The sequence below is a fragment of the Ligaoa zhengdingensis genome, assembly GCF_014384885.1.
GTDB classification, from domain to species: domain Bacteria; phylum Bacillota; class Clostridia; order Oscillospirales; family Ruminococcaceae; genus Ligaoa; species Ligaoa zhengdingensis.
This window is the reverse complement of record NZ_JACRST010000006.1, coordinates 32,550-54,279: the sequence shown is the minus strand read 5'-3', so window position 1 is coordinate 54,279 and position 21,730 is coordinate 32,550. Positions and strand designations below refer to the sequence as shown.

Annotated in this window: 20 protein-coding genes and 2 tRNA genes; 10 read left to right on the top strand and 12 right to left on the bottom strand. The window is 59.0% G+C overall.

What is annotated here, in order from left to right:
• The 8 genes from cas7c to H8711_RS06110 form a co-directional block, all read right to left on the bottom strand.
• Positions 1–888, bottom strand: a complete 888-nt coding sequence (gene cas7c / locus H8711_RS06145; RefSeq protein ID WP_249282589.1) for a type I-C CRISPR-associated protein Cas7/Csd2 — start codon at positions 886–888, stop codon at positions 1–3.
• Positions 881–2,659, bottom strand: a complete 1,779-nt coding sequence (gene cas8c, locus H8711_RS06140) for a type I-C CRISPR-associated protein Cas8c/Csd1 (protein ID WP_249282588.1) — start codon at positions 2,657–2,659, stop codon at positions 881–883. The genes cas7c and cas8c overlap by 8 nt, the downstream gene beginning before the upstream one ends.
• Positions 2,656–3,315 carry a type I-C CRISPR-associated protein Cas5c gene (gene cas5c / locus H8711_RS06135; RefSeq protein ID WP_249282587.1) on the bottom strand — a complete coding sequence of 220 codons (660 nt, stop codon included), beginning with the start codon at positions 3,313–3,315 and terminating at the stop codon, positions 2,656–2,658. Before cas5c ends, cas8c begins: the two co-directional genes overlap by 4 nt.
• 74 nt (positions 3,316–3,389) lie before the next feature.
• Positions 3,390–5,537: a CRISPR-associated helicase Cas3' gene (gene cas3, locus H8711_RS06130; RefSeq protein ID WP_249282586.1), complete on the bottom strand. Its 2,148-nt coding sequence runs from the start codon at positions 5,535–5,537 to the stop codon at positions 3,390–3,392.
• A 121-nt stretch (positions 5,538–5,658) separates the two neighbouring features.
• Positions 5,659–6,006, bottom strand: coding sequence for a manganese catalase family protein (locus H8711_RS14200; protein ID WP_343274533.1), 348 nt, complete (start codon positions 6,004–6,006; stop codon positions 5,659–5,661).
• A 3-nt stretch (positions 6,007–6,009) separates the two neighbouring features.
• Complete coding sequence (locus H8711_RS06120; RefSeq protein ID WP_249282585.1) at positions 6,010–6,267, bottom strand: spore coat protein CotJB; 258 nt, start codon at positions 6,265–6,267, stop codon at positions 6,010–6,012.
• Complete coding sequence (locus tag H8711_RS06115; RefSeq protein ID WP_249282584.1) at positions 6,264–6,623, bottom strand: spore coat associated protein CotJA; 360 nt, start codon at positions 6,621–6,623, stop codon at positions 6,264–6,266. Before H8711_RS06115 ends, H8711_RS06120 begins: the two co-directional genes overlap by 4 nt.
• 152 nt (positions 6,624–6,775) lie before the next feature.
• A complete protein-coding gene (locus H8711_RS06110; protein ID WP_249282583.1) occupies positions 6,776–7,756 on the bottom strand; it encodes a biotin--[acetyl-CoA-carboxylase] ligase in 981 nt (326 codons plus the stop codon).
• A 155-nt stretch (positions 7,757–7,911) separates the two neighbouring features.
• Between H8711_RS06110 and H8711_RS06105 the strand changes: the two genes are divergently transcribed.
• The 7 genes from H8711_RS06105 to H8711_RS06075 all read left to right on the top strand — a co-directional run bounded on the left by H8711_RS06105 (position 7,912) and on the right by H8711_RS06075 (position 15,841).
• On the top strand, positions 7,912–9,165 hold the full coding sequence (locus tag H8711_RS06105) for a serine hydroxymethyltransferase (protein ID WP_249282582.1): 1,254 nt from the start codon (positions 7,912–7,914) through the stop codon (positions 9,163–9,165).
• A gap of 31 nt (positions 9,166–9,196) precedes the next feature.
• Entirely contained in the window at positions 9,197–10,474 is a 1,278-nt protein-coding gene (locus tag H8711_RS06100) for a replication-associated recombination protein A (RefSeq protein WP_249282581.1), read from the top strand.
• Between the two features lie 4 nt (positions 10,475–10,478).
• A complete protein-coding gene (locus H8711_RS06095) occupies positions 10,479–10,928 on the top strand; it encodes a hypothetical protein (protein ID WP_249282580.1) in 450 nt (149 codons plus the stop codon).
• 205 nt (positions 10,929–11,133) lie between these two features.
• Positions 11,134–12,420 (top strand): hemolysin family protein, encoded by a 1,287-nt coding sequence (locus H8711_RS06090; protein WP_249282579.1) that lies wholly within the window; start codon positions 11,134–11,136, stop codon positions 12,418–12,420.
• Between the two features lie 29 nt (positions 12,421–12,449).
• Complete coding sequence (proB, locus tag H8711_RS06085) at positions 12,450–13,256, top strand: glutamate 5-kinase (RefSeq protein ID WP_249282578.1); 807 nt, start codon at positions 12,450–12,452, stop codon at positions 13,254–13,256.
• A gap of 42 nt (positions 13,257–13,298) precedes the next feature.
• Positions 13,299–14,543: a glutamate-5-semialdehyde dehydrogenase gene (locus H8711_RS06080; RefSeq protein WP_249282577.1), complete on the top strand. Its 1,245-nt coding sequence runs from the start codon at positions 13,299–13,301 to the stop codon at positions 14,541–14,543.
• Positions 14,540–15,841, top strand: coding sequence for an NADase-type glycan-binding domain-containing protein (locus H8711_RS06075; protein ID WP_249282576.1), 1,302 nt, complete (start codon positions 14,540–14,542; stop codon positions 15,839–15,841). The genes H8711_RS06080 and H8711_RS06075 overlap by 4 nt, the downstream gene beginning before the upstream one ends.
• Before the next feature lie 76 nt (positions 15,842–15,917).
• Here the strand turns inward: H8711_RS06075 and H8711_RS06070 are convergent, their stop codons facing one another.
• Positions 15,918–16,694: a TatD family hydrolase gene (locus H8711_RS06070; RefSeq protein ID WP_249282575.1), complete on the bottom strand. Its 777-nt coding sequence runs from the start codon at positions 16,692–16,694 to the stop codon at positions 15,918–15,920.
• Positions 16,694–18,673: a methionine--tRNA ligase gene (metG, locus tag H8711_RS06065; protein WP_249282574.1), complete on the bottom strand. Its 1,980-nt coding sequence runs from the start codon at positions 18,671–18,673 to the stop codon at positions 16,694–16,696. Before metG ends, H8711_RS06070 begins: the two co-directional genes overlap by 1 nt.
• Positions 18,674–18,884: 211 nt before the next feature.
• Between metG and H8711_RS06060 the strand changes: the two genes are divergently transcribed.
• The 3 genes from H8711_RS06060 to H8711_RS06050 all read left to right on the top strand — a co-directional run bounded on the left by H8711_RS06060 (position 18,885) and on the right by H8711_RS06050 (position 19,536).
• Positions 18,885–19,046, top strand: a complete 162-nt coding sequence (locus H8711_RS06060; RefSeq protein WP_249282573.1) for a DUF3006 domain-containing protein — start codon at positions 18,885–18,887, stop codon at positions 19,044–19,046.
• Positions 19,047–19,118: 72 nt separating this feature from the next.
• Positions 19,119–19,205: transfer RNA gene (locus H8711_RS06055), tRNA-Ser, on the top strand.
• A gap of 240 nt (positions 19,206–19,445) precedes the next feature.
• A tRNA-Ser gene (locus H8711_RS06050) sits at positions 19,446–19,536 on the top strand.
• 129 nt (positions 19,537–19,665) lie between these two features.
• Here the strand turns inward: H8711_RS06050 and H8711_RS06045 are convergent.
• Together H8711_RS06045 and H8711_RS06040 are read right to left on the bottom strand one after the other, a co-directional pair.
• Positions 19,666–20,817, bottom strand: coding sequence for a tyrosine-type recombinase/integrase (locus H8711_RS06045; RefSeq protein WP_249282572.1), 1,152 nt, complete (start codon positions 20,815–20,817; stop codon positions 19,666–19,668).
• 37 nt (positions 20,818–20,854) lie between these two features.
• Positions 20,855–21,727: an ImmA/IrrE family metallo-endopeptidase gene (locus H8711_RS06040; protein ID WP_249282571.1), complete on the bottom strand. Its 873-nt coding sequence runs from the start codon at positions 21,725–21,727 to the stop codon at positions 20,855–20,857.
• Between the last annotated feature and the right edge of the window lie 3 nt (positions 21,728–21,730).

The following is a 21,730-nucleotide window of genomic DNA, read 5'->3' as shown; positions in this document are numbered from 1 at the left end:
TCAGACCATCCGCGTGCAGGTGACGCCCTCGGGGACGGCGGCGGTATCCACCGTCACCTCGTAGTCGCCATAACTGCGGGGATAATCCACCCCGTCCCTGCGTTTGACAGAGATGATATCGAACAGCTTGTGGGAGGGCGCGTTGCCCAGTTCGCTGTCGTGGCGGAAGACCACCAATTCTCGCACCGCCATCTTGCCGCGGGCAGCGGAACGGTCGTGCTCAAACATGTTGATGATCGCCTCCCACAGCAGGGAAAGGTCCTCTTCGGAAAAGCCGGTGGATTTGCGGGCCAGGTTGGCGGAGATGTAGCCTTCCGCCCGGTACAGGGCGTACGGCACCACATATTTGGGCCCCACGATGCCTTTTTTTCCTGGGTCATCCTCGGCCACAGTGGCGACACGGGTGATGGTGACCTCCTGCGGCATGATCGGGTCAATGCTGCGGGCAAAGCCTAGCTGCACCGGACCGCGCACCTGCCCGCAGTTGAGCGCTGCACTCACAAAGGTGGTCATCACAGCGCCAAAGGTGCGGATGTCGTAAAAGTTTTGGCACATAAAGTCCCTGATTTTCCGGTCGATGTCCGGATCGTTTTTCTTGAGCTTTTTGGCGTCCGCCGCCTGCACGCCCAGGTATTCATACGCACGTTTGTCGCTGACGTTCAGCGGTACGCTTTCGTGGATGTAGATGTCGTAGCCGGGTTCGCCTTCTCTGGCGGTCAGCACATAGTTGCGGATTTTGCGCTTGAGGCAGACGTCGGTGACGATGCCGTAACCGGTCTCGGAGTCGATGCGGGGCATATTGCCCGCATCTGGGTCGCCGTTGGGATTCCCGTTTTCCACGTCGAACAGGATCACAAATTCATAACGATTCTTGATTGCTTCAGCCATTCTCAACATCCTCCGTTTCATTTTTCAGGACCTGGGTCTGATGGTAGTACCCCAGGATGAAGATGCCCTGCTCCTCCAGCGTGAGACGGGCGGGGTAGGGGTGCTCGTTCATCTCGATGCGATTCATCAAGCTGCCCAGCCGATTTTCATACTCGTCCGCCTTCTTGCCCCGCAGCTTATGTATATGAGCATTGGAAAGGCGCAGCAGCACAGGGAAGACGGTTGCGGGCGTGGTGGAAGCGGAATTGAAATACCGATCCTTGATGGTGGCGTTCAATTTAGGATTGGCTTTCTTCTGAACGGATTCCAGCACAGAGAAGATGCGCCCCAACACATAGGGCAGGGAATTGCAGGATTCGTTGAGTGACACGGTGAGGGCCTCCTTTGCAGATAAATTTGGCTTATTTTTCAGGAGCCAGGCCTTCAGGATGGCGGCACGGCCCCTGCTGATCTTCCGGATATGCTTTTCGTCGTTGTCCTGTTCGGCCCGGATGCGCAGCATCACCCCGTTCACCAGCGACTGCGGATAATAGGTGTCGGTCAGGATGGCGCGCAGCAGGGAACTGGACATGGGGCCGGGTGGGTTCTTTTCCCGGGCGTTGGGGTTGACCACCTCGCGCAGCAGGGCGAAGGCGGAAAGATAGGCGCGCTCATAGGGCGCGCGGGCGATGTCCAACCGGTCGTAATGGGCCTTCAGATTCCGAAGAAAGCCGCCGAATTCCCCCCGCAGGAAAAAGCGCACGGAGAGGCGGCTCGCGTTGGGAGCGAGCCCAAGGATGTAAAAGGGGGTGGACATATCGAGGCGCTCCAGCGCCTCCAGGTTGGGGGCGCGGCCGCCGGCGATCTTGGTGAACAGGCCGTCCAGCAGCGCATCGTCCACAGCGGAAGAGCTGGGATCAAACGCGCCGCTGAAGGCGTCCTGATAGGACGGATCGGCGCCCTGGGCCCAGTAGACCACGGTCATCTCCCCGATCTGTTTGCAGTGGGCGCTGTCCGCCACCAGGTAGTTGAGGGCCGCGGTATAGGCGAAAGCGGCATACTCGCCCACCGGGGCGTTGAGACCCTGCTCGTGACCGTAAGACTCAAAAGAAGGGGCGTTAAAGGACACCAGGGAGGTGCCGGTGGGCTGGCCGCCCTTCACGCCCTTGATGCTGGGGTGGAGGCGGGCGATGGGCGCCTGCTCCCCCGTGACGAGACAGCGCAGGACGGGCGCGTCCCCGTCGGAGGTCAGGGTTCGGTCCCAGGCCCGCCGGATATCCGGGTCGTCGTGCGCGAATTCCATGCCGTCCACCAAAAAGATGAGATTCCCTCCCTTGGACAGCTCCTCCAGGTAGGGCGCCAGGGCCGGGTGTCCGGCGATGCATTCCGGCTGCCAGTTGAAAAAAAAGGCCTTTACCGCACGCGCGGCGGGGCTGTCCACCGGGTCCAGCAGCCGGATATGCAGTTCCCGGCAGTTAGAAAAGCAATCCAATGTCCGCTGCGGCCTTCCCTTGCTGTCGAGGCCCAGCAGATAGGTGGCGTTGTCCCACAGAAAATTGGATGCGATGCCCACCGTCCGTTTGACCGGCTGGGGTAGATTGAATTCCTGTGGAATTTCCACCGTCTTTTTCCCCCGCTGAACCTCCTGCATCAGGGGAATCAGGCCCAGCAGTTCCCCGCTGGGGGATAGGTTCAGCGCGAACGAAACCTTGGTGCGGACCCAGCCCTGGGGGGAGAGCGTCCCCTGCTGAGCCAGGTCCTCATAATAGCGGACCAAAGCGTTCAGAATCATCGAAACACCTCGCAATCGGTCAGGTCCAGCGTGCCGTCCCGCAGGACGGCGCGGAAGAATATGGAGCGGATGTCCTCCGGGTCCGAGTAGTCCAGGTCGTAGAGCATCAGCCCCAGATCCCGCTCACCGGCCAGTCCCTCGGGGGGCTCCAACGGGCTGCCATCCCACAGGGCAAACCGGGCGGGAAACTCCCGGCAGCCCATGCAGGGCTGATGATAGCACTGGCCGTTTTTCAGGCGGCGCATGGCGATGGCGTAGAACTTTTCGGCGCTGTCCTGTTCCCCCATCCGGTCGGTCAGCTCGAAGTGCGCCTCGATCACATAGCGCACATCCCGCAGGAGCGTGGAGGCGCGCTGTACGATATCCGCCGAGGAGGCCAGGTAAAGGGGCGCGTTGGAGGACATCGCGCTGCGCGCCGTGCTGGCGTTGATCTTCGATTTCACCTCGTTGCGCCGGATGTTGGTGAACTGGATCGGGTTCCGGACATGGATGCGGTCGATGACCCAGCGCATCCCCGGGTGAAAATAGATCGCGTCCAGGATGCCCCGGGCGGCGGACGGCGTAATCATGTCATAGGACATGCGCTCGACCTTGAGCTCCGGGCGGGAAAACAGGGCGTAGTCGCCCCAGATTTCCACTTGTACGCCGAATCCCATTCCCCATCACTTCCTTTCTCTTGATTCATTCTATGTAAAGTTGACCGGCCCTAAGGCCGTGCAAAGGTTGACGCCTAGTGGAAATGACCGATTCCCCCCTCCACATCCAGCTTGAGGCCGGTGTCCTGGTCATACAGCGACAGGTCGGCGAGGAGGTAGAGGCCGTCGGCAACCGCCTGGAGGGAGCCCGCTCCGGCCAGCCGCTTCAAATGGTCGTGATAGACGGACACGGAATAGGGAACAATTTTGCGCAGCAGCACCCGGTTGGGGCCCTGTTCCCGCAGCTCCTGCGCCAGCGGTTCCGCTTTTTCGTCCAGAGGGATCAGGATGGTATCTGTGTCCTGCTCGATGAGCTGAAAGTCCTGGGCGATATCGGCAAAGGGGACGCAAACGCCGCTCTTTTCCAGGCGGTCGACGATGCGCTTCTGGTCGAGGCCGTCCCCGGTCAGGAAATAGAGCTGCTGAAAATAGGCGTGCACCGCCTCGGGGGAGGCGATGTCCTCATATTTTTGGAGTATGTTTTTTGCCACCTCCAGCGGCCGCTTCATCGAGGAGGGGAGATGCCCGGTGTACTGCTCGTCGGGTGCAAACAGGTGCACGATGCTGGATTCCAATGGTTTTTTGTTTTCCCGGTTGCAGCGGCCGGCCGCCTGAATCATGGAATCTAGGCCGGATTCCGCCCGGTAGACCGAAGCAAAATCCACGTCCACCCCGGCCTCGATCAGCGTGGTGGAGATGACCCGGCAGGGAAGTCCGGCTTTCAGGCGTTCCCGGATGGTTTCCAAGGCGCGGCGGCGGTGCTCCGGGTACATCAGCGTGGAGAGGTGGAACAACCCCTCGGCGCCCTGTAGCCCCTGAAACAGGGCCTGCGCGTGACGGCGGGTGTTGACGATGCACAGCACCTGGGGTTCCTCCCGCAGCCGCTGTATCAGCGCTTCGTCGGTGAGCGCCCCTTCCCGGACAAATCGGGTGCGCCGAAACCTCTGGAACAGCTCCGGCAGGTTCTCCGCCAGCTCCTGGGCGGTCACGCCGCAGGGAAACAGCCTTTGCAGGGCGGGCTGGGTGGCGGTGCAGAGCACCACTGTGCATCCGTAGTTGCGCACCAGCTCGGCCAGCGCACGCAGGCAGGGAAGCAGGTAGGGGACCGGCAGGGATTGCGCCTCGTCCAGCAGGATGACGCTGCCGGCGATATTGTGCAGCTTGCGGCACCGGCCGGGGCGGTTGGCAAAAAGCGACTCAAAGAACTGCACGTTGGTGGTCACCACCACCGGCGCGTCCCAGTTTTCGGCTGCCAGACGGTGCGGGTTGGGCTCGTCCTGCGGCCCATCCTGAAATGAGAGGTTGGAATGGTGCTCCAGCACGTTCTCATCCCCCAATATCTCACGGAACTTATTCGAGGTTTGTTCGATGATGGTGGTGAAGGGGACGGCATATAAAACCCGCCGCATCCCCTGGGCCGCGGCGTGGTGGAGCGCAAAGGCCAGGGAGGAATCGGTTTTGCCGCCGCCGGTGGGCACAGTCAGGGTGTAGAGCCCCCTGGGGAGGGCGTCCCCTTTCTTCCGGCAGAGGCGGAGGACGCCGGACCGCAAGCGGTTCAGCTCACAGGCGGATTCCTTTTTCAGCAGGTCCTCCACGTGGCGCTCCATCCTTTGAAGAAGGACATCCATGGGTTCCCCCATCCCGCGGCCGCTGCGCTCCGGCTTCATAAAGCGCTCGGTGTCCAAAAAGTCGGCGTCCACCAGGCAGGAGAACAGCATGCGGGTCAAAAAAGCGAAGGAAAAGCCCTTCTGCCCCAGCAGTGGGACGGCGGGGAGCGGCGTTTTCTCCAGCGGAACGATCCCCAGGCGGGAGCAGTCCGGTACAGGGCGATGAAGCCGGGCGGCCAGGGTGGAGTCATCCGCAGTGTCGGCAGCGGTTCCGCCATTAGGAAGCCCCGCATGATGCCCCGCCACACAGTAGGCCGCGGCGGCACCCAACAGGGGATTGGCCGCTTGGGCGCCGGCGGTGGAATGATCCACCGGGCCGCGCTCCCCGCGCATCCGGGCCTGGGCCTCGGGAGAGCTTTTCCCCAGGTCGTGGCCCAGCCCGATTTGATACGCATAGGCCGAACCGTGGAAGGAAGCAGCAAATTCTCCGGCCAATTCGGCCACGCTGAGCAGATGCTCGGCCAAGGGTTGGGTAGCGCCGTCCGATTCCCGGCGATGGGCGATGTATTCCAGCAAAATCACCTCATTTTATAAAATTATAAACAAGAATTATGGATAATTATACCAATTAGATTGTAGCAAAAATGGCGACAAAAGACAAGGCAAATCCCCCAATTCTTACAATTTGTGACTCAAATTACAGAATTGAGGGCGAAACTGCGCAGACATTCCAATGGGGTTTCGTACTGTGAAACCCTGGCGCAGCAATCTGGAGGCGCGGCTGAAAGGCATACCTGCCCGGTTTTGCGCGGAGTGGGCGGCGCTGAGAGTCCAAAGGGGCATTCACCGATACCGATGTACCGATATCGGTGAGTATGGCTTTGCCCTCGTCGTAGGGCATGGCGTAACGCTGGTTCAGATAGCGGGTCGCAGCGCCCATCTCCCCGTCAGGGCCGCCCAGCTGTGCGAGTACGATCCTCGCCATTGCGGGGTCGGCGTTTTTGATCTTAACCGGGTATTGCAGTCTCTTCTGATAATTCCACATAGGTTAGTTACCCTCCTTTTCCCAGGGCCACGGGCCGTCCACCCAGTCCCAGCGGGGACCGCCGTTGTAATCGCGTTTGGTCAGCGGACCGAATTTGGAGGTGTACTCCTTGGTGGCCTCCTGCGACATTTCGTTGTACTTTTTAAAGTAAGCGAGCGCCGCCGGGTCGTCGGGATGGGTGTCCAAAAATTCTCCCGCTTCCAGCAGGACGAAATCGCACACGCGGACTCGATTGAGTAAAACTCTCTGTTCCTCCGTCATTTCGACCGCACCTCCTCGCCGATAAACGGTTTGTCGAGCTCCATAAACAATGTCGCACGCGAGAGCGCGACCTCGGGCTCGTAGAGCTTGCGCCACTGCTGCATCGGTACATACCCCATGGCAAGCGCAGGCATGCACGGGTTGTCGTCAATGCCGCACTCCGGTTTGGGTCCGACGGGGGGGACCGGCGTAGGCCTTTCCGGCTGGACCGGGGGCGTCGGTTTCTCCGGTTCGGTGGGCGGCACAGACTCCTCCGGCGGACAGGGGACCGGCGGGCAGGGAACTGCCGGAGGGGTAGGGGTCACCGGAGGAGTGGGGACGTTCTCCATCCGGCTCAGCAGAATCATATTATCCATAGGATTTGCTCCTTCATATGTTGTGATTTTGAAGCCGCAAAGTGGGCTGTCATCCTTATCTTATGCGCGAGGAGAGCGGGGCGTTAAAGCGGTGTTAAAAATAAAGAAGGGGGACGCGGCCGTCCTCCCCTCGTTTCCATTTCATTCAGTTGTCACATCCGGATGGAAACCTCGCCCGAGGTGAGTTCCAGCGTCCGGCCGTCGTTGGCGCGCACCAACAGGCCGCCGCTGTCCGAAAGCCCGGTCACCAGGGCGGGGTAGCTTTCGTCCCCGCGCGTCACCGTGACCTGCCGCCCAACCAGGCAGAGCGCCCGCCGGTAAGTGTCCAAAAAGGCGGCGCTGTCCCGCGTCTCAATGTAGGGGTAGTAGTAGCGGTCGAGGTTGTTGAGGATCTGGGCGATCAGCCGGCAGCGGGAGAACGGGACGGAGCTGTAGTCGCGCAGCGCCCCGGGCGTGTTCCGCTGCATTTCAGGAAAATCGCTGGTGGTGCCCACGTTGACCCCGATGCCCATGACGACAAAGCCGAGCCGGCCGCTCTCCCCCTCGACCGCCGCCTCGTTGAGGATGCCGCACAGCTTTTTGCCATCGACCAAAACATCGTTGACCCATTTGATCTGCGCCTCCACGCCCGCTACCGTCCGCACGGCCTCCACCACGCACACCGCCGCCAGCATGGTGAGGAAGTGGATCTGATCGAACGGCAGATTGGGGCGCAGCAGCACGCTCATATAGACGCCGTTGCGGTTGGGGGAATAAAAGCTGCGACCCAGCCTCCCCTTGCCCGCGGTCTGCTTGTCCGCCACAATCACCGTGCCCTCGGGCGCGCCCGCATACGCTGCGGCGCGCAGCTGTGTGTTGGTGGAGTCGACCGTGTCGCGCAGGTCGAGCGCGACCGGCAGCCGGGTGGTGTGCAGGTGCTCGAGAATCTTCGATTCCAGCAGAGCGTCGGTCGTCTCCTCCAGGCGGTAACCGCTGCCCTGCTTGCTCTCGATCTGGTAGCCGTCCTCCTGTAGGGCGCGGATCGACTTCCACACCGCGGCGCGCGAGAGCCCCAGCTTTGCAGCCAGCTCCTCGCCTGAGACATAGTCCCCCTTGCCGTCCTCCAAGATGCGCAGCACGTCCAATTTTGCCATATTCCATACCGCCTCCCACTTTTATCCCTATTATAGACGGGAATCCGCTCTATCGTCAACTTTTCAGCTTGCGAATAGGGGCGATACGAGGTATAATATTCCTAATTATCGACGCCAAGCGTGGGAAAAGATTATTTTTGAGAGGAAGATGGAACATGTACGCAGATATGTTGGACTCGATCGGGCTGGTTGCCCATTACGACCCCGAGGTGGGCGCGGCGATGGAAAAAGAGTTGGCCCGCCAGCGCCGCAACATCGAATTGATCGCTTCGGAGAACCTGGTGTCCCCCGCGGTGATGGCCGCGATGGGCAGCGTCCTCACCAATAAATACGCTGAGGGCTACTCCGGCAAGCGGTACTACGGCGGCTGCCAGTGCGTGGATATCGCGGAGGACATCGCGATCGCGCGCGCCAAGGAGCTTTTCGGCGCGGAACACGCCAATGTGCAACCCCATTCGGGCGCACAGGCCAACTTTGCGGTCTATTTCGCCCTGCTTCAGCCGGGCGACACGGTGCTGGGCATGAGTCTTGCCGACGGCGGACACCTGACCCACGGCTCCCCGGTGAACGTCTCGGGCAAATACTTCCACTTCGTCTCCTACGGCGTCGACCCCGAAACCGGTATGATCGACTACGACAATGTGCTGAGAATCGCCGAGGAATGCAAGCCGAAGCTGATCGTGGCGGGCGCTTCCGCCTATCCGCGCACCATCGATTTCCCCCGTCTGCGCGAGATCGCGGACAAGGTCGGCGCGCTGCTGATGGTGGATATGGCCCATATCGCGGGCCTGGTGGCTGCGGGCGAGCACCCCTCGCCGGTACCGTATGCGCACATCGTCACCACCACCACCCACAAGACCCTGCGCGGGCCGCGCGGCGGCATGATCCTGTGCAAGGCCGAGTATGCCAAGGCGATTGACAAGGCGATCTTCCCGGGCACCCAGGGCGGCCCGCTGATGCACACCATCGCGGCCAAGGCCGTCTGCTTCGGCGAGGCGCTCAAGCCCGAGTTTAAGGCGTACCAGCACCAGATTGTGAAGAACGCGAAGGCGCTCGCAAACGCGCTCAAGGCGAAAGGCTTCCAGCTCGTTTCGGGCGACACCGACAACCACCTGATGCTGCTCGACCTGCGCGGTATGGGCATCACCGGCAAGGAGTTGGAGCACCGCCTCGACGAGGTGTACATCACCGTCAACAAGAACGCGATCCCCAACGACCCGCAGAGCCCGTTCATCACCAGCGGCGTGCGCATCGGCACCCCGGCGGTGACCAGCCGTGGCATGGTGGAGGCCGACATGGAGCGGATCGCCGAATACATCCACCTCACTGCCACCGACTTTGAAAACAAGGCCGATGAGATCCGCGAGGGCGTCAACGCCCTGTGCAAGAAGTACCCGCTGTACGAATAAACCATCCGAACATGAGGAAGGGGGGAGCGCCTTGACCGCGCCTTTGGCCGACCGCATCCGGCCGCAAACGCTCGACGAGGTGGTGGGGCAGCGCCATATTTTGGGCCCCGACAAGGTTTTGCGGCGCATCGTGGAGAGCGGCAGCATCCCAAACCTCATCTTTTACGGTCCCTCGGGGGTGGGCAAAACCACGGTGGCGCGCATCATCGCGCAGACCGCGGGCAAGCGGCTGTTCAAGCTCAACGGCACCACCGCCTCCACCGCGGACATCCGCGAGGTGGTCGCGGAGTGCGACACGTTCGGCGGGATGAACGGGGTGCTGCTCTACCTCGACGAGATTCAATATCTCAATAAAAAGCAGCAGCAGAGCCTGCTGGAGTTCATTGAAAACGGGCAGATCACCCTGATCGCCTCCACCACCGAGAACCCCTATTTTTATATCTACAACGCGATCCTCAGCCGCAGCACGGTGTTTGAGTTTAAGCCCGTGTCCGCGGAGGAGATCGCCCCGGCTGTGCGGCGCGCGTTCGGCGCGATGGAGCGCGAGCTGGGATACTCAGTCGCCGTATCCGACGAGGTGGTGGAGCGGATCGCGCTCTCCTGCGGCGGGGACGTGCGCAAGGCGGTCAACGCCGTGGAGCTGTGCGCCCTGGCCGCGCGTGCGGATGGGAATGGGAACTACGCGGTGGCGCTGGAGGACGCCGAACAGGTGAGCCAGCGCAGCGCCAACAAGTACGACCGCGCGGGCGACGAGCACTACGACCTGGTCTCCGCGCTGCAAAAATCGGTGCGGGGCTCGGACGAAAACGCCGCCCTGCACTACCTGGCGCGCCTGTTGGAGGCGGGCGACCTGCTCTCCCCCTGCCGCCGCCTGCTGGTAATGGCCTCGGAGGACGTGGGGCTCGCCTACCCGATGGCGGCTGTCATCGTCAAAAGCTGCGTGGATTCCGCGCTGCAGCTCGGGCTGCCCGAAGCGCGCATCCCGCTGGCCGAGGCGGTGGTACTGATGTGTACCGCGCCCAAATCCAATTCAGCCAATCTCGCCATCGACGCGGCCCTCGCAGATGTGCGGGCCGGCCGGGGCGGGCCGCCGCCGCGTTGCCTGCAAAATAAGCATTACGACGGCGCGGAGGTGGAAAAAAAGGGCCAGTTTTATCGGTATCCGCACGATTACCCGGGGCATTGGGTGGAGCAGCAATACCTGCCCGACAGCCTCCGGGATCGGGTCTATTACACCTTTGGCGACAATAAGACCGAGCAGATGGCCAAGAGCTACCGCGAGGGCGTCCAGCGAAAGAAAGAGGGATAAGGCTATGTCGAACAAAAAGGCTGTGCAGAAAACGGAAAAGGAGCTGGAGAAGCAGCGGAGGACCATCCGCCGGCTGTATACGCTGGTGTGGTTTCTGGCTTGCCCGCTGGCCTATGTGGTTGCGCGCCTGCTGGGGTATGGGCAGATCAATATTGTATATTGGACGCTGTTGGTGGTGCCGCTGCTGCTGGCAATCATCAATGTGCGGCAGCTTCCCCCAGTGGCCGTCAAACCCAGGCCCTTGACCAAACCCGAAGGGGAGTTCCCCGAAGAGGACCGACCCGACCCGGCAGGAGAGCCCGAGGAGCCGGAGGAAGAGGAAGAACCGCCGCAGGCGGTCAGCCGCTCACGCTGGATGGGCCTGCTGCTGCGTGCGCTCAAAGCGCCCGCGATCATCGCCTTTCCCATCCTGGTGACACTCATCGTGGATATCATCATACGCTCCGCGGCCTGACCCGGCGGCACCTGAAGCAGATAGTCGGCGTTCCACCGTTTGCGCGGCGGAGCGCCGATTTTTTGGATGGATAAAACAGGTTGCTATATGAATAAGCTGTAAAAACTTCGCCGCGACGGTTGAGAATTGGCGCGCGGTTTGATAAAATACAGTTACGCATGGATTTTTTCTTATTATATAAAACAGAAAGTAGAGTTGATCGTCCTTGGACACACCCAGTCCCATAACCTATTTGGCCCTGCTCCTGCTGCTGGCGCTGTCGGCATTTTTCTCCGCGTCGGAGACCGCATACTCCTGCATCAACCGCATCCGCATGCAAAATCTCGCGGAGGACGGCGATGAGAACGCGCGGCTGGCGCTGCGCATCGCGGAGGACTTCGACCGTATGCTGTCCACCATCCTGATCGGCAACAACGTGGTGAACCTCTCCGCCTCGTCGATCGCCACGGTGGTGGCGACGGTGCTGCTGGGGGCCTCGACCGGACCGGCTGTATCCACCCTGGTGATGACCATTCTGGTGCTGATTTTTGGCGAGGTGATGCCCAAGAGCTACGCCAAGGCGCACGCCGAGGAGATCGCCCTCAAGGTGGCGAAGCCCCTGGCCGTGCTGCAAACGGTGCTCGCGCCGCTCTCGTGGCTGTTTATGAAGCTACAGCGGGCGGTCAGCCGCCGCGGCGAGCAGGAGCCGAGCGTCACCGAGCAGGAGCTCAAGACGATCATCCAGAACAGCGAGGAGGAGGGTGTGCTCGACGAGCAGGAGAGCGATATCATCCAGTCGGCGCTGGATTTTGACGATACCACCGTGCAGGAGATTTTGATCCCGCGCGTGGATATGACCGCGATCGATGTGGACGACGACCTGGGCGAAATCCTGGAAACCGCCGTGTCCCACGGCTATTCCCGCATCCCGGTGTATGAGGACAGCATCGATAACATCATCGGCATCATCCACGGCAAGGACCTGCTGGAGGCCTATGTGCACCACCGCGAGATCAAAGTGCGCGAGATGGTGCGCGAGTGCCTGTACGTCTACCGCTCCAAGAAGATCTCCGATCTGCTGGGCGAGTTCAAGCAGCGCAAGCTGCACATGGCCATCGTCACCGACGAGTACGGCGGCACGCTGGGCCTGGTCACCATGGAGGACATCCTGGAGGAGTTGGTGGGCGAGATTTGGGACGAGAGCGACGAGGTGGTGGAGGACCTGATTTGTGTCTCCGACCGCTGCTACGAGGTGCAGGGCGACCTGAACATCGAGGACTTCTTCGATGAGATCGACTACAACGTCAAAAATTTTGAGTGCGATTATTCCACCGTGGGCGGCTGGGCGCTGGAACAGCTTGGCCACATCCCGGCGGTGGGTGAGGGCTTCACCTACGACTGCCTCAAGGTCACTGTGGCCGAGATGGAGGAGCAGCGCATCGTCAAGCTGCGGGTGGAGCTGCTGGAGGAGGCCGGGGATACGCCCGGCGAAAAGGCGAAGGACGCCAAATAACAATGGAATAGAATTCGAGGAAAGACGACATGAATTGTTTTGAAAACGCCAAACGGGTGGTCGTCAAGGTGGGAACCTCCACCCTGACCCACGAAACGGGATTTGTCAACATCCGCCGCATCGAACAGTTTGTCAAGGTGCTGGCCGATATTAAAAACAGCGGCCGGGAGCTCATCCTGGTCTCGTCGGGCGCCATCTCGGTGGGGATGGGCAAGCTGGGGATGAGCACCCGGCCGAGCGGCACCACCGCAAAGCAGGCGCTGGCGGCGATCGGCCAGTGCGAGCTGATGTACATGTACGATAAGCTGTTTTCCGAATACAACCACAATGTGGCGCAGGTGCTGCTCACCCGCGACGTGATCGAGTCGGAGGAGCGCAAGCAGAACTGTGTCAACGCGTTTGAATGCCTGCTCAAGATGCACGCCATCCCCGTCGTCAATGAGAACGACACGGTGGCGGTCGAGGAGATCGAATTCGGCGATAACGACACCCTGTCCGCGCTGGTGGCGGTGCTCTGCCACGCCGATGCGCTGGTGATTCTCAGCGATATCGACGGGCTGTATGACGCCGACCCGCGCAAGGACCCAGACGCCAAGCTGATCGCGCGGGTGGAGGAGATCGACGAATCCATTGCGGAGAAGGCGGGCGGCGCGGGCACCAGCCGGGGCACCGGCGGGATGCTCACCAAGATTCACGCCGCACAGATCGCCTGCGCCGACGGGGTGGATATGGCCATCATCAACGGCAAGAACCCCGAGAACCTCTACCGCCTGTTGGAGGGCGAGGCGATCGGCACCCATTTTGTCGCCGAACCAAAGGCGGCTGCGCGGGGCTGAAGGCTTTCGCGCATCATCCGGATACGAAAGGAAGGATGCACCATGACAGAGATGCAACGGTTGGGTGAGCGCGCCCGCGAGGCGGCCTACCAGCTTGGCGCGGCGAGCGCCGGACAAAAGAACGAGGCGCTCGAGTCGATCGCCGGGGCGTTGTGCCGCCGAGCGGCGGAGATCATCGAGGCTAACGCCGCTGATTTGGTGGCGGCGCGGGAGAACGGCATGAGCCAGTCGATGATCGACCGGTTGTCGCTCGATGAGAAGCGCATCGCCGGAATTGTGGACGCGGTGCGGCAGGTGGCAGCGCTGGACGACCCGATCGGCGAAGTGCTGGGCGGTGCGACGAGGCCCAACGGCATCCGCATCGTTAAAACGCGCGTGCCGCTGGGGGTCGTGGGCATCATTTTTGAGGCGCGCCCCAATGTCACCGTGGACGCGGCGGCGCTCTGCCTCAAATCGGGCAACGCCTGTATTCTGCGCGGCGGTAAGGAGGCCATCCGCTCCAACACCGCGCTGGCGGGCGTGATGCGCGACGCGGTTGCACAGGTAGGGCTCCCCGCCGACTGCATCCAGCTGGTGGAGGACACCAGCCGCGAGAGCGCCAACCAGATGATGAAGCTCTCGGGCTACCTCGACGTACTGATCCCGCGCGGCGGCGCCGGGCTGATCCGCGCCGTGGTGGAAAACTCCACGGTGCCGGTGATCGAGACCGGAACCGGCAACTGCCATGTGTTTGTGGATGCGTCCGCCGACCTCGATATGGCGGTGAAAATCATCGTCAATGCCAAGGCGCAGCGGCCGTCGGTGTGCAACGCCGCAGAGACCCTGCTGGTGCACCGCGAGATCGCCGAACGGTTTTTGCCGGCGGCGGCGCGGGCGTTGGCCGAGAAAAATGTCCGCCTGCTGGGGTGCGGCCGCACCTGTGCCATCCTGAAAGGGATCGAACCCGCCACCGAGGAGGACTACGCCACCGAATTCCTCGATTATATCCTGGCGGTGCGGGTGGTCGACGGCGTGGACGAGGCGATCGAGCATATCAACCGCTACGGCACCCGCCACAGCGAGTGCATTGTGACGAGCGATTACGCGAACAGCCAACGATTTTTGCAGCTGGTGGACGCGGCGGCGGTCTATGTCAACGCCTCCACTCGGTTTACCGACGGCGGCGAATTCGGGCTGGGGGCCGAGATCGGCATCTCCACCCAGAAGCTGCACGCGCGCGGCCCCATGGGCCTGCGAGAGATGACCACCTATAAGTATCTGATATATGGAGAGGGACAAATTCGATGACTGAAAACAAACGCTCTAGCGTAGTGAGAAGCACCATCAGCCGCCGCAAGCGCAAAAATCTCGGCGCAGTCGGCCTGGTGGTGTTCGTGCTGGCCCTGGTGGGGGTGATCTTCATCGGTAAGATGAGCAGCGACCTGACCAGCCACATCCTCGACAATACCAAGGAAAAGGAGCGGCTGGAAAATTTCATCCTGCCGGTGATCATGTTCGATCCGCTCACCTTTGACCTGAGCGACCCCGAGCAGCCCGCCGACCCGCGTATGCTGCTGGAATCCTCCATCTGGAGCACCCTGTTGACCAACGGCAGCGATAAATTCGCCAAGGACGATTACGGCTCGATCATCCTGCCAGCCACCGACGTGGATGTGCAGGCCGCGAAGCTGTTCGGCAGCGAGGTCAAGTTGCAGCATCAGACAATTGCGGATTATGAGATCAGCTACCAGTACAACGAGGAACAGAACGCATATTACATCCCGGTGACCGCGACTATGGCGGTGTACACCCCCAAAATCCTGGAGGTCACCCACAAGGGCGATCTGTATACCCTCCAGGTGGGCTACATCCCGCAGGGCAACCTGTGGCAGATGACCGCGAGCGGGGAGAACGCCGAGCCCACCCCCGACAAGATCATGCTGATGGAACTCAAGAAGATCAAGGGTGGATACAACATCGTAGCGCTCAAGGACGGCCCAGATACCCAGGCGCTCAACTCCAATCCCAATCAGGTGACCCCGCAGACCCCGGTCAACCCGGATGAAGAGATGTTGCCGCCGGATGAGACCTTGAACTCCGAGGCGCCCGGCGAGGAGTTAACCTCCTCCGAGAGCGACGAGACCTCCTCCTCCGAGGTCGAAACGCCGCCGGTCTTTTCCAAGGTGACGGCGTCCTCCACTGCGGCGTCCTCCGGCGGGCACAGCTACGAGGCGTCCAATGTGATGGATGACGACTGGGAAACCGCGTGGATCGAGGGCAAGGATGACGACGGCATCGGCGAATATCTGTTGTTCGAGGCGGATTCACCGCAGACGCTCAAGGGGATCCGGCTGACCAACGGCTTCACCAGCGACAAGTATTACACCGCCAACAACCGCATCACCCAGGTCACTATCGAATTCTCCGACGGCACCAAAGTGACCGAGAAGCTCGAGGGCTACGATAAGCTGTTTGAAGAGGGCGAGTTTGGCGAGATCACCTTTGACACGCCGGTGGAGACCACATCGGTGAAGATCATCATCGACGAGATCGAGCGCGGGTCCCGGTACAAGGATAGCTGCATTTCGGAGGTACAATTCTTCTGATCCAATAAAAACCCAGAAGGGCCCGCACAGAATTTCTGTGCGGGCCCTTCTGGGTTTTTATAAAGAGGCAAATCTATTAAATGGAAAGGCCAAACAGCTCGCAGGCGTTGCGGCAGGTGAGGTCGAACAGTTCCTGCGGCATAATGCCGCGCAACTCGGCCAATTTGGCGCCGGTGTGCACAAGCAGGGAACTGTCGCAGCGTTTGCCGCGGCAGGGCTCTGGGGCCATGTAGGGGCAGTCGGTCTCGATCAACAGCCGGTCATCCGGAACAAGGCGTGCGGCTTCCACTGCCTTGCGCGCATTTTTGAAGGTGACCACGCCGGTGAACCCAAGGTATAGGCCGAGCGCCGCCACCTCGCGCACCATCTCCGGGCTGCCGCTGTAGCAGTGCAGCACACCGCGCGGGCGGTATTTGCGCAGCAGGTCGAGGGTATCCTGGTGGGCCTCGCGGTCGTGGACGATCACAGGGAGGTCGAGCTCCACCGCAAGCTGAAGCTGGCGCTCAAACACAGCGCGCTGCACCTCGCGCGGCGACGCGTCGTCGTAGTGGTAATCCAATCCGATCTCACCGATCGCCAGCACCTTGTCGTGCTTGGCGTATTCCGCAAGCGCAGCGCAGTCCGTTTCAGTGAAACGGTAAGCGGCGTCGGGGTGCACCCCGACCGCACAGTAGAGCTGCGGGTAGCGGTCGGCCAGTGCGATTGAGGTAACGCAGCTCTCCATGCTGGAGGCGGCGTTCATCACAAAGCGCACCCCGCTGTCAAACAGGCGGGGCAACAGCTCGTGGCGGTCCTCGTCGAAGCGTTCGTCGTCGTAGTGGGCGTGGGAGTCGAAGATGTTTTGGTACTCCATCAGCGCACCGTGCTTCCGTTGGGCGCGCTCGGATCGACGAACAACACCTTCACGTCGTTTTCGCCCGCATCTGCGGCCAGAATCATGCCGTTGGACATTTCGCCGCGCAGCTTGGCGGGCTTGAGGTTGGCCACCACCACGATCTTTTTGCCGATCAGGTCGGACGGGGCGTACCAGGCTGCGATGCCGGACACCACCTGGCGCGGTGTATCGGTGCCGTCGTCCAACTGCAATTTCAGCAGCTTGTCGGATTTTTCCACCTTGACGCACTCCTTGATCTCGGCCACCCGCAGGGCGACCTTGGCGAAGTCGTCGATGGTGATGATCGAGGCGACCCCTTCGGGAGCCTCCTTTTTCTTGGGCGCGGGCTGGGCGGCGGGCTTTTGCGCTTCCAGCGCGGCCAGCTTCTTCTGGTGTTCCTCCTCCAGCAGTGCGAGCTCCTTGGCGAGGTCGATGCGCGGGAAGAGGGTTTCGCCGCGGCTTACCGCCACATCAGCGGGCAGGCCCCCGAAGCGCGCCGCGCTGTCGTAGGTGCGCAGGTCGGCGGACGCGCCGATCTGGTCGAAGATTTTCTCAGCGGTAACGGGCATAAACGGGGTGAGCAACACCGCCGCCACGCGGATGGATTCCAGCAGGTTGTACATCACCGTGGCGAGACGCGCGCGGTTCGCGTCCTCCTTAGCCAGCGCCCAAGGCATGGTTTCGTCGATGTACTTGTTGGTGCGGGAGATCACCTTGAACACGTCGATCAGCGCCTGCTGGAAGGCGTAGCGCTCCATCGAGGCCTCGTACTTGTCGCGCAGGCCGTCCACTAGGCCGGTCAGCTCGTCGTCGAGCGGCTCGGCTTTGCGGTCGGCGGGCAGGCGGCCGCCGAAGTATTTCTCCACCATCGATACGGTGCGGGACACCAGATTGCCCAAGTCGTTGGCGAGATCGGCGTTGATGCGGTTGATCAGCGCTTCGTTGGTGAACACGCCGTCCGAACCAAACGGGAATTCGCGCATGAGGAAGTAGCGCAGCGAATCTACCCCGTAGCGTTCACACAGGGTGACGGGATCGACCACATTGCCCTTGGATTTGCTCATTTTGCCGCCGTCGATCAGCAGCCAGCCGTGGCCGAATACCTTCTTGGGCAGCGGCAGATCGAGCGCCATCAGCATGGCGGGCCAGATGATGGTGTGGAAGCGGGTGATCTCCTTGCCCACAAATTGCACATCGGCGGGCCAGAACTTTTCAAAGTCGTGGTAACGGTCGTTGCCGTATCCGAGCGCGGTGATGTAGTTGGAGAGCGCGTCGATCCAGACATAGACCACATGCTTGGGGTCGAACTCCACCGGAATGCCCCAGTTGAAGGTGGTGCGGGAGACGCACAGATCCTCCAATCCGGGTTTAATGAAGTTGTTAATCATCTCGTTGAGGCGGGAGACCGGCTCGACAAAGTCCGGATGCGCCTCGTAATATTCCATCAGGCGGTCGGCGTATTTGGAAAGACGGAAGAAGTAAGCCTCCTCCTCGGCGTCCTTCACCTCGCGGCCGCAGTCGGGACATTTGCCGTCCACCAATTGGCTCTCGGTCCAGAAGGACTCGCAGGGGGTGCAGTACTTGCCGCGATAGACCGATTTATAGATATCGCCCTTGTCGTAGAGCACCTTGAAGATCTTTTTGACCGATTCCACATGATAGTCGTCGGTGGTGCGGATGAAGCGGTCGTTGGAGATGTTCATCAGCTTCCACAGATCCTTGATGCCGGCCACGATGTTGTCGACGTACTGCTGCGGCGTCACACCGGCCGCTTCAGCCTTCTCCTGGATTTTCTGGCCGTGCTCGTCGGTGCCGGTGAGGAACATCACATCATACCCCTGCATTCGCTTGAACCTAGCCATGGTATCGGTCGCCACCGTGCAGTAGCTGTGCCCGATATGCAGCTTGTCGGATGGATAATAGATCGGTGTGGTAATATAGAAATTACCCTTGCTCATTTTGAATTCCTCCTAGCAAATTTTGGGGTCAGGGTTTTGTTCCTGCAAGAAACCGCCGATTTTGGCGGCGCTTATACATTATATTATACCATGCGCGGCGGTGACATACAAGTTTTGACAGGAAAAGTCCATGGCAAGGCTTTGCCTTTTGGATTTTATGTGGTATGATATAATTATTCTTGATGATGATTTCAACCGAGGAGAGGATAGGATGGAGCCGGTCTGCTATACAGTTAGGCGCATCGACGGGGATTACGCGATTTTACTTTCGGACAGTGGAGTGGAGAACACCGTCGCGATGGCGCTGCTCCCGCCCGAAACCGACGAGGGTATGCGCCTGTTGTGGAAAGATTTTGAGTATTTCGTATTGTGACTCTACAAATTCTGTTATTTTGTATTGACTTTATGGGTTAACCGTGGTATACTAATTTGCGTCACGAAAAATGGAGAGGTGTCCGAGCGGTTTAAGGAGCTGGTCTTGAAAACCAGTGACTCGCAAGAGCCGTGGGTTCGAATCCCACCCTCTCCGCCAAACGAGTTTCGGCTTTGCCGAAAGGAAGTTTTGCGGGAAGAGGGCGGAGATGAGAACAGCACGACCGCGAAGCGGACAAAAAGCTGCCTGTGGCAGGTTTTTGAGTGCGCGGGTAGAATCCCACCCTCTCCGCCAAACGAGTTTCGGCTTTGCCGAAAGGAAGTTTTGCGGTAGAGAGGGAAGAGCCGCCAGTTGATGGCTGCAAGATACCTCTTTTTTATAAAACAAGACAATCAATTTGGAGATGTACCCAAGTTGGTGAAGGGGCTCCCCTGCTAAGGGAGTAGGTCGGGAAACCGGCGCGAGAGTTCGAGTCTCTCCATCTCCGCCACAGCAAAAACCGCATGAGTAAGCCGAAAACGGCTTGTTCATGCGGTTTTTTCGTGTTTTTGTTGATGCCTATAGACACATGAAAATACGCCAAAAAGCGCATTGGGCGGCACAGAAATGGCACAGTAAATTAGGGCATTTGCGAGGGATCGTTAATGGATATTAGATTGAGCTTGGCGAAAGTCTTTGCCCTTCGGAGCTTTCGTATGTGGGTATAAACATCCTGTGTCATGGCAAGTGTAGAATGCCCTAAAAGTTCCTGTGCATCTTTTTCACTGATTTCATTTTCAAACAAAAGTGTTGCATAACCATGGCGCAGTTGATGCGGTGTTAGGGATAATCCAGATTCAGATTGATAGGTTTTCCAAAGCTTGTCAAACTCATGCTGTTTCAACAGCTCGCCACGTTGATTGTGGAAAATGTATTCGTTTGGGGAGCCTGGCGGGATGTGTTCACCTAAAAAGGAGAACAAAGGCACATCTCTTATGCTGGACGTGGTTTTTGGAGTTTTGATGCCGGGTTGATTATTTACATAAAATACAGACTTGGTAATGTGGACGAGATTTTTGTTCCGATCGATGTCTTTGTATTGCAAGGCCAGCGCTTCACCGCGCCGGCAGCCGGTGTAGAGTATTAGAAATGCAAACAGACCGAATGTCTTCCCGATAGATGAGTTGATAATCTGCACCTCTTTTTCTGTAGGGGGCTCCCGGTGCTCAGCGGGCTTAACGTTGTTCGAGGGCCGGATAAACTCCGCAGGGTTATGCGTAACGTACCCTTTCACTGCTGCGTGAGTAAAGATCATCGAAAATATAGAAATTTGGGTCTTAACTGTCTTCTTGGCGTGCTGCTCAGATTCAAACCTCTTAATATAATTTTTAATTTCTTGCGCGTCGATATCTGTGATGTGGCGATCTCCAAAGGCGTTTCTAGCGCGGTTTAAGGCTGGGCGATAATTTTTGAGCGAGTTTGGAGAAAGATTTTCAAAGTGTATAGCCTCCCATTCATCCGCCACTTCTCTAAACAACGGGCCTTCCTGCTTTCGCTGGCGGTAATCCAGGATTTTTTTATCAATCTCCGCCTCTGACTTGCCCCGGAAGGCCACGCGGCGGCCGTCTATGGTGATTTTCTTTTCATATAACCCGTCTGGCCGCTGGTACAGCTTCTTTTTCTTATCGCGCTTTTGAGGGGCTCCACAGTACATGCAGTACAGACTTTCGTCTGGAATATCCTTTTTACACTTCTTACATTTCATCGTATACACCTTTATCGGATATTTCAATCCACGCTCCCCTTGCGGGAGCGACCTCTTGATCAGTCTAAACAACGGGTGGATCGCAGGTCTTACATGGGCCGTAGCCGGACGAAATCGCATCATCTACGGTAAGTTCTTTGACTTCTCTATCCTTTATATGGGGGCATCCGGGTAAATGGTATTTGGCCCCATATTTTGTTACATATACAATTTCTTGCCCAATTGCATCTGCCGCCGATTGGGATAATTGATACTGGATAATTTGGCTGCGATTGTCGGCGCGCTCAGACCGAACTGCGATATCGTCGCAAACCAAAACAATAAGAGATCCGATCAACAACAAGAACAGAATGATGGCTGCAAAATCCCGCTTTGGGGCATTTGACAGGATAAATCGGTTAAATTGTTTAACAATCTGCGTATCATTATCTGTGCCTGTATACTCTCCTATGTACTTATAAATCTGTTCAGCTCTGTCACCAGTTACCATTGTTAGAGATTTGATTTGATTGATTGTGGTGATGCCACATCGCTTCAGAACCGGAGGCGGAGCCAATAAGTGACACGCGAATCGATCAGCCTCATCTTCTTGCACATTCGCAATATTTGTTTCCGGAGCCAAACCTAAAATGCCGTGATAAGTGTGATCGAGCGTTATGTGACCAAGTTCGTGCGCAATCGCGAATAATTTTTCACCGTAAGGGAGGCTGTCAGTGTAAAAGATTATTTTTAAGGTTGCACTGACGTAAGTAAATGCTTTTAAAATCATGTATTGTTCCAAGTGAAGCGTCCGTATAACCTCAGCTCCTTGCGTGTACGTTACCACCTCGTATTCGAGGCTATTGCACAAATCCTTAAGTTTGATGAGGTCAAATGGCAATGTACAGATTTTGTTCTCTAGTATAAAATTGTTGGTTAGCTTTTCCATACCAATCATTGG

Bases quoted from the DNA above. Each gene is read 5' to 3' on its own strand.
- cas8c (WP_249282588.1), bottom strand. From the start codon at position 2,659: ATGATTCTGAACGCTTTGGTCCGCTATTATGAGGACCTGGCTCAGCAG.
- H8711_RS06060 (WP_249282573.1), top strand. From the start codon at position 18,885: ATGGAGCCGGTCTGCTATACAGTTAGGCGCATCGACGGGGATTACGCG.
- H8711_RS06080 (WP_249282577.1), top strand. From the start codon at position 13,299: ATGACAGAGATGCAACGGTTGGGTGAGCGCGCCCGCGAGGCGGCCTAC.
- H8711_RS06040 (WP_249282571.1), bottom strand. From the start codon at position 21,727: ATGATTGGTATGGAAAAGCTAACCAACAATTTTATACTAGAGAACAAA.
- H8711_RS06070 (WP_249282575.1), bottom strand. From the start codon at position 16,694: ATGGAGTACCAAAACATCTTCGACTCCCACGCCCACTACGACGACGAA.
- H8711_RS06075 (WP_249282576.1), top strand. From the start codon at position 14,540: ATGACTGAAAACAAACGCTCTAGCGTAGTGAGAAGCACCATCAGCCGC.
- cas7c (WP_249282589.1), bottom strand. From the start codon at position 888: ATGGCTGAAGCAATCAAGAATCGTTATGAATTTGTGATCCTGTTCGAC.
- H8711_RS06095 (WP_249282580.1), top strand. From the start codon at position 10,479: ATGTCGAACAAAAAGGCTGTGCAGAAAACGGAAAAGGAGCTGGAGAAG.
- H8711_RS06110 (WP_249282583.1), bottom strand. From the start codon at position 7,756: ATGGCAAAATTGGACGTGCTGCGCATCTTGGAGGACGGCAAGGGGGAC.
- H8711_RS14200 (WP_343274533.1), bottom strand. From the start codon at position 6,006: ATGTGGAATTATCAGAAGAGACTGCAATACCCGGTTAAGATCAAAAAC.
- H8711_RS06120 (WP_249282585.1), bottom strand. From the start codon at position 6,267: ATGACGGAGGAACAGAGAGTTTTACTCAATCGAGTCCGCGTGTGCGAT.
- H8711_RS06105 (WP_249282582.1), top strand. From the start codon at position 7,912: ATGTACGCAGATATGTTGGACTCGATCGGGCTGGTTGCCCATTACGAC.
- metG (WP_249282574.1), bottom strand. From the start codon at position 18,673: ATGAGCAAGGGTAATTTCTATATTACCACACCGATCTATTATCCATCC.
- cas5c (WP_249282587.1), bottom strand. From the start codon at position 3,315: ATGGGATTCGGCGTACAAGTGGAAATCTGGGGCGACTACGCCCTGTTT.
- proB (WP_249282578.1), top strand. From the start codon at position 12,450: ATGAATTGTTTTGAAAACGCCAAACGGGTGGTCGTCAAGGTGGGAACC.
- H8711_RS06115 (WP_249282584.1), bottom strand. From the start codon at position 6,623: ATGGATAATATGATTCTGCTGAGCCGGATGGAGAACGTCCCCACTCCT.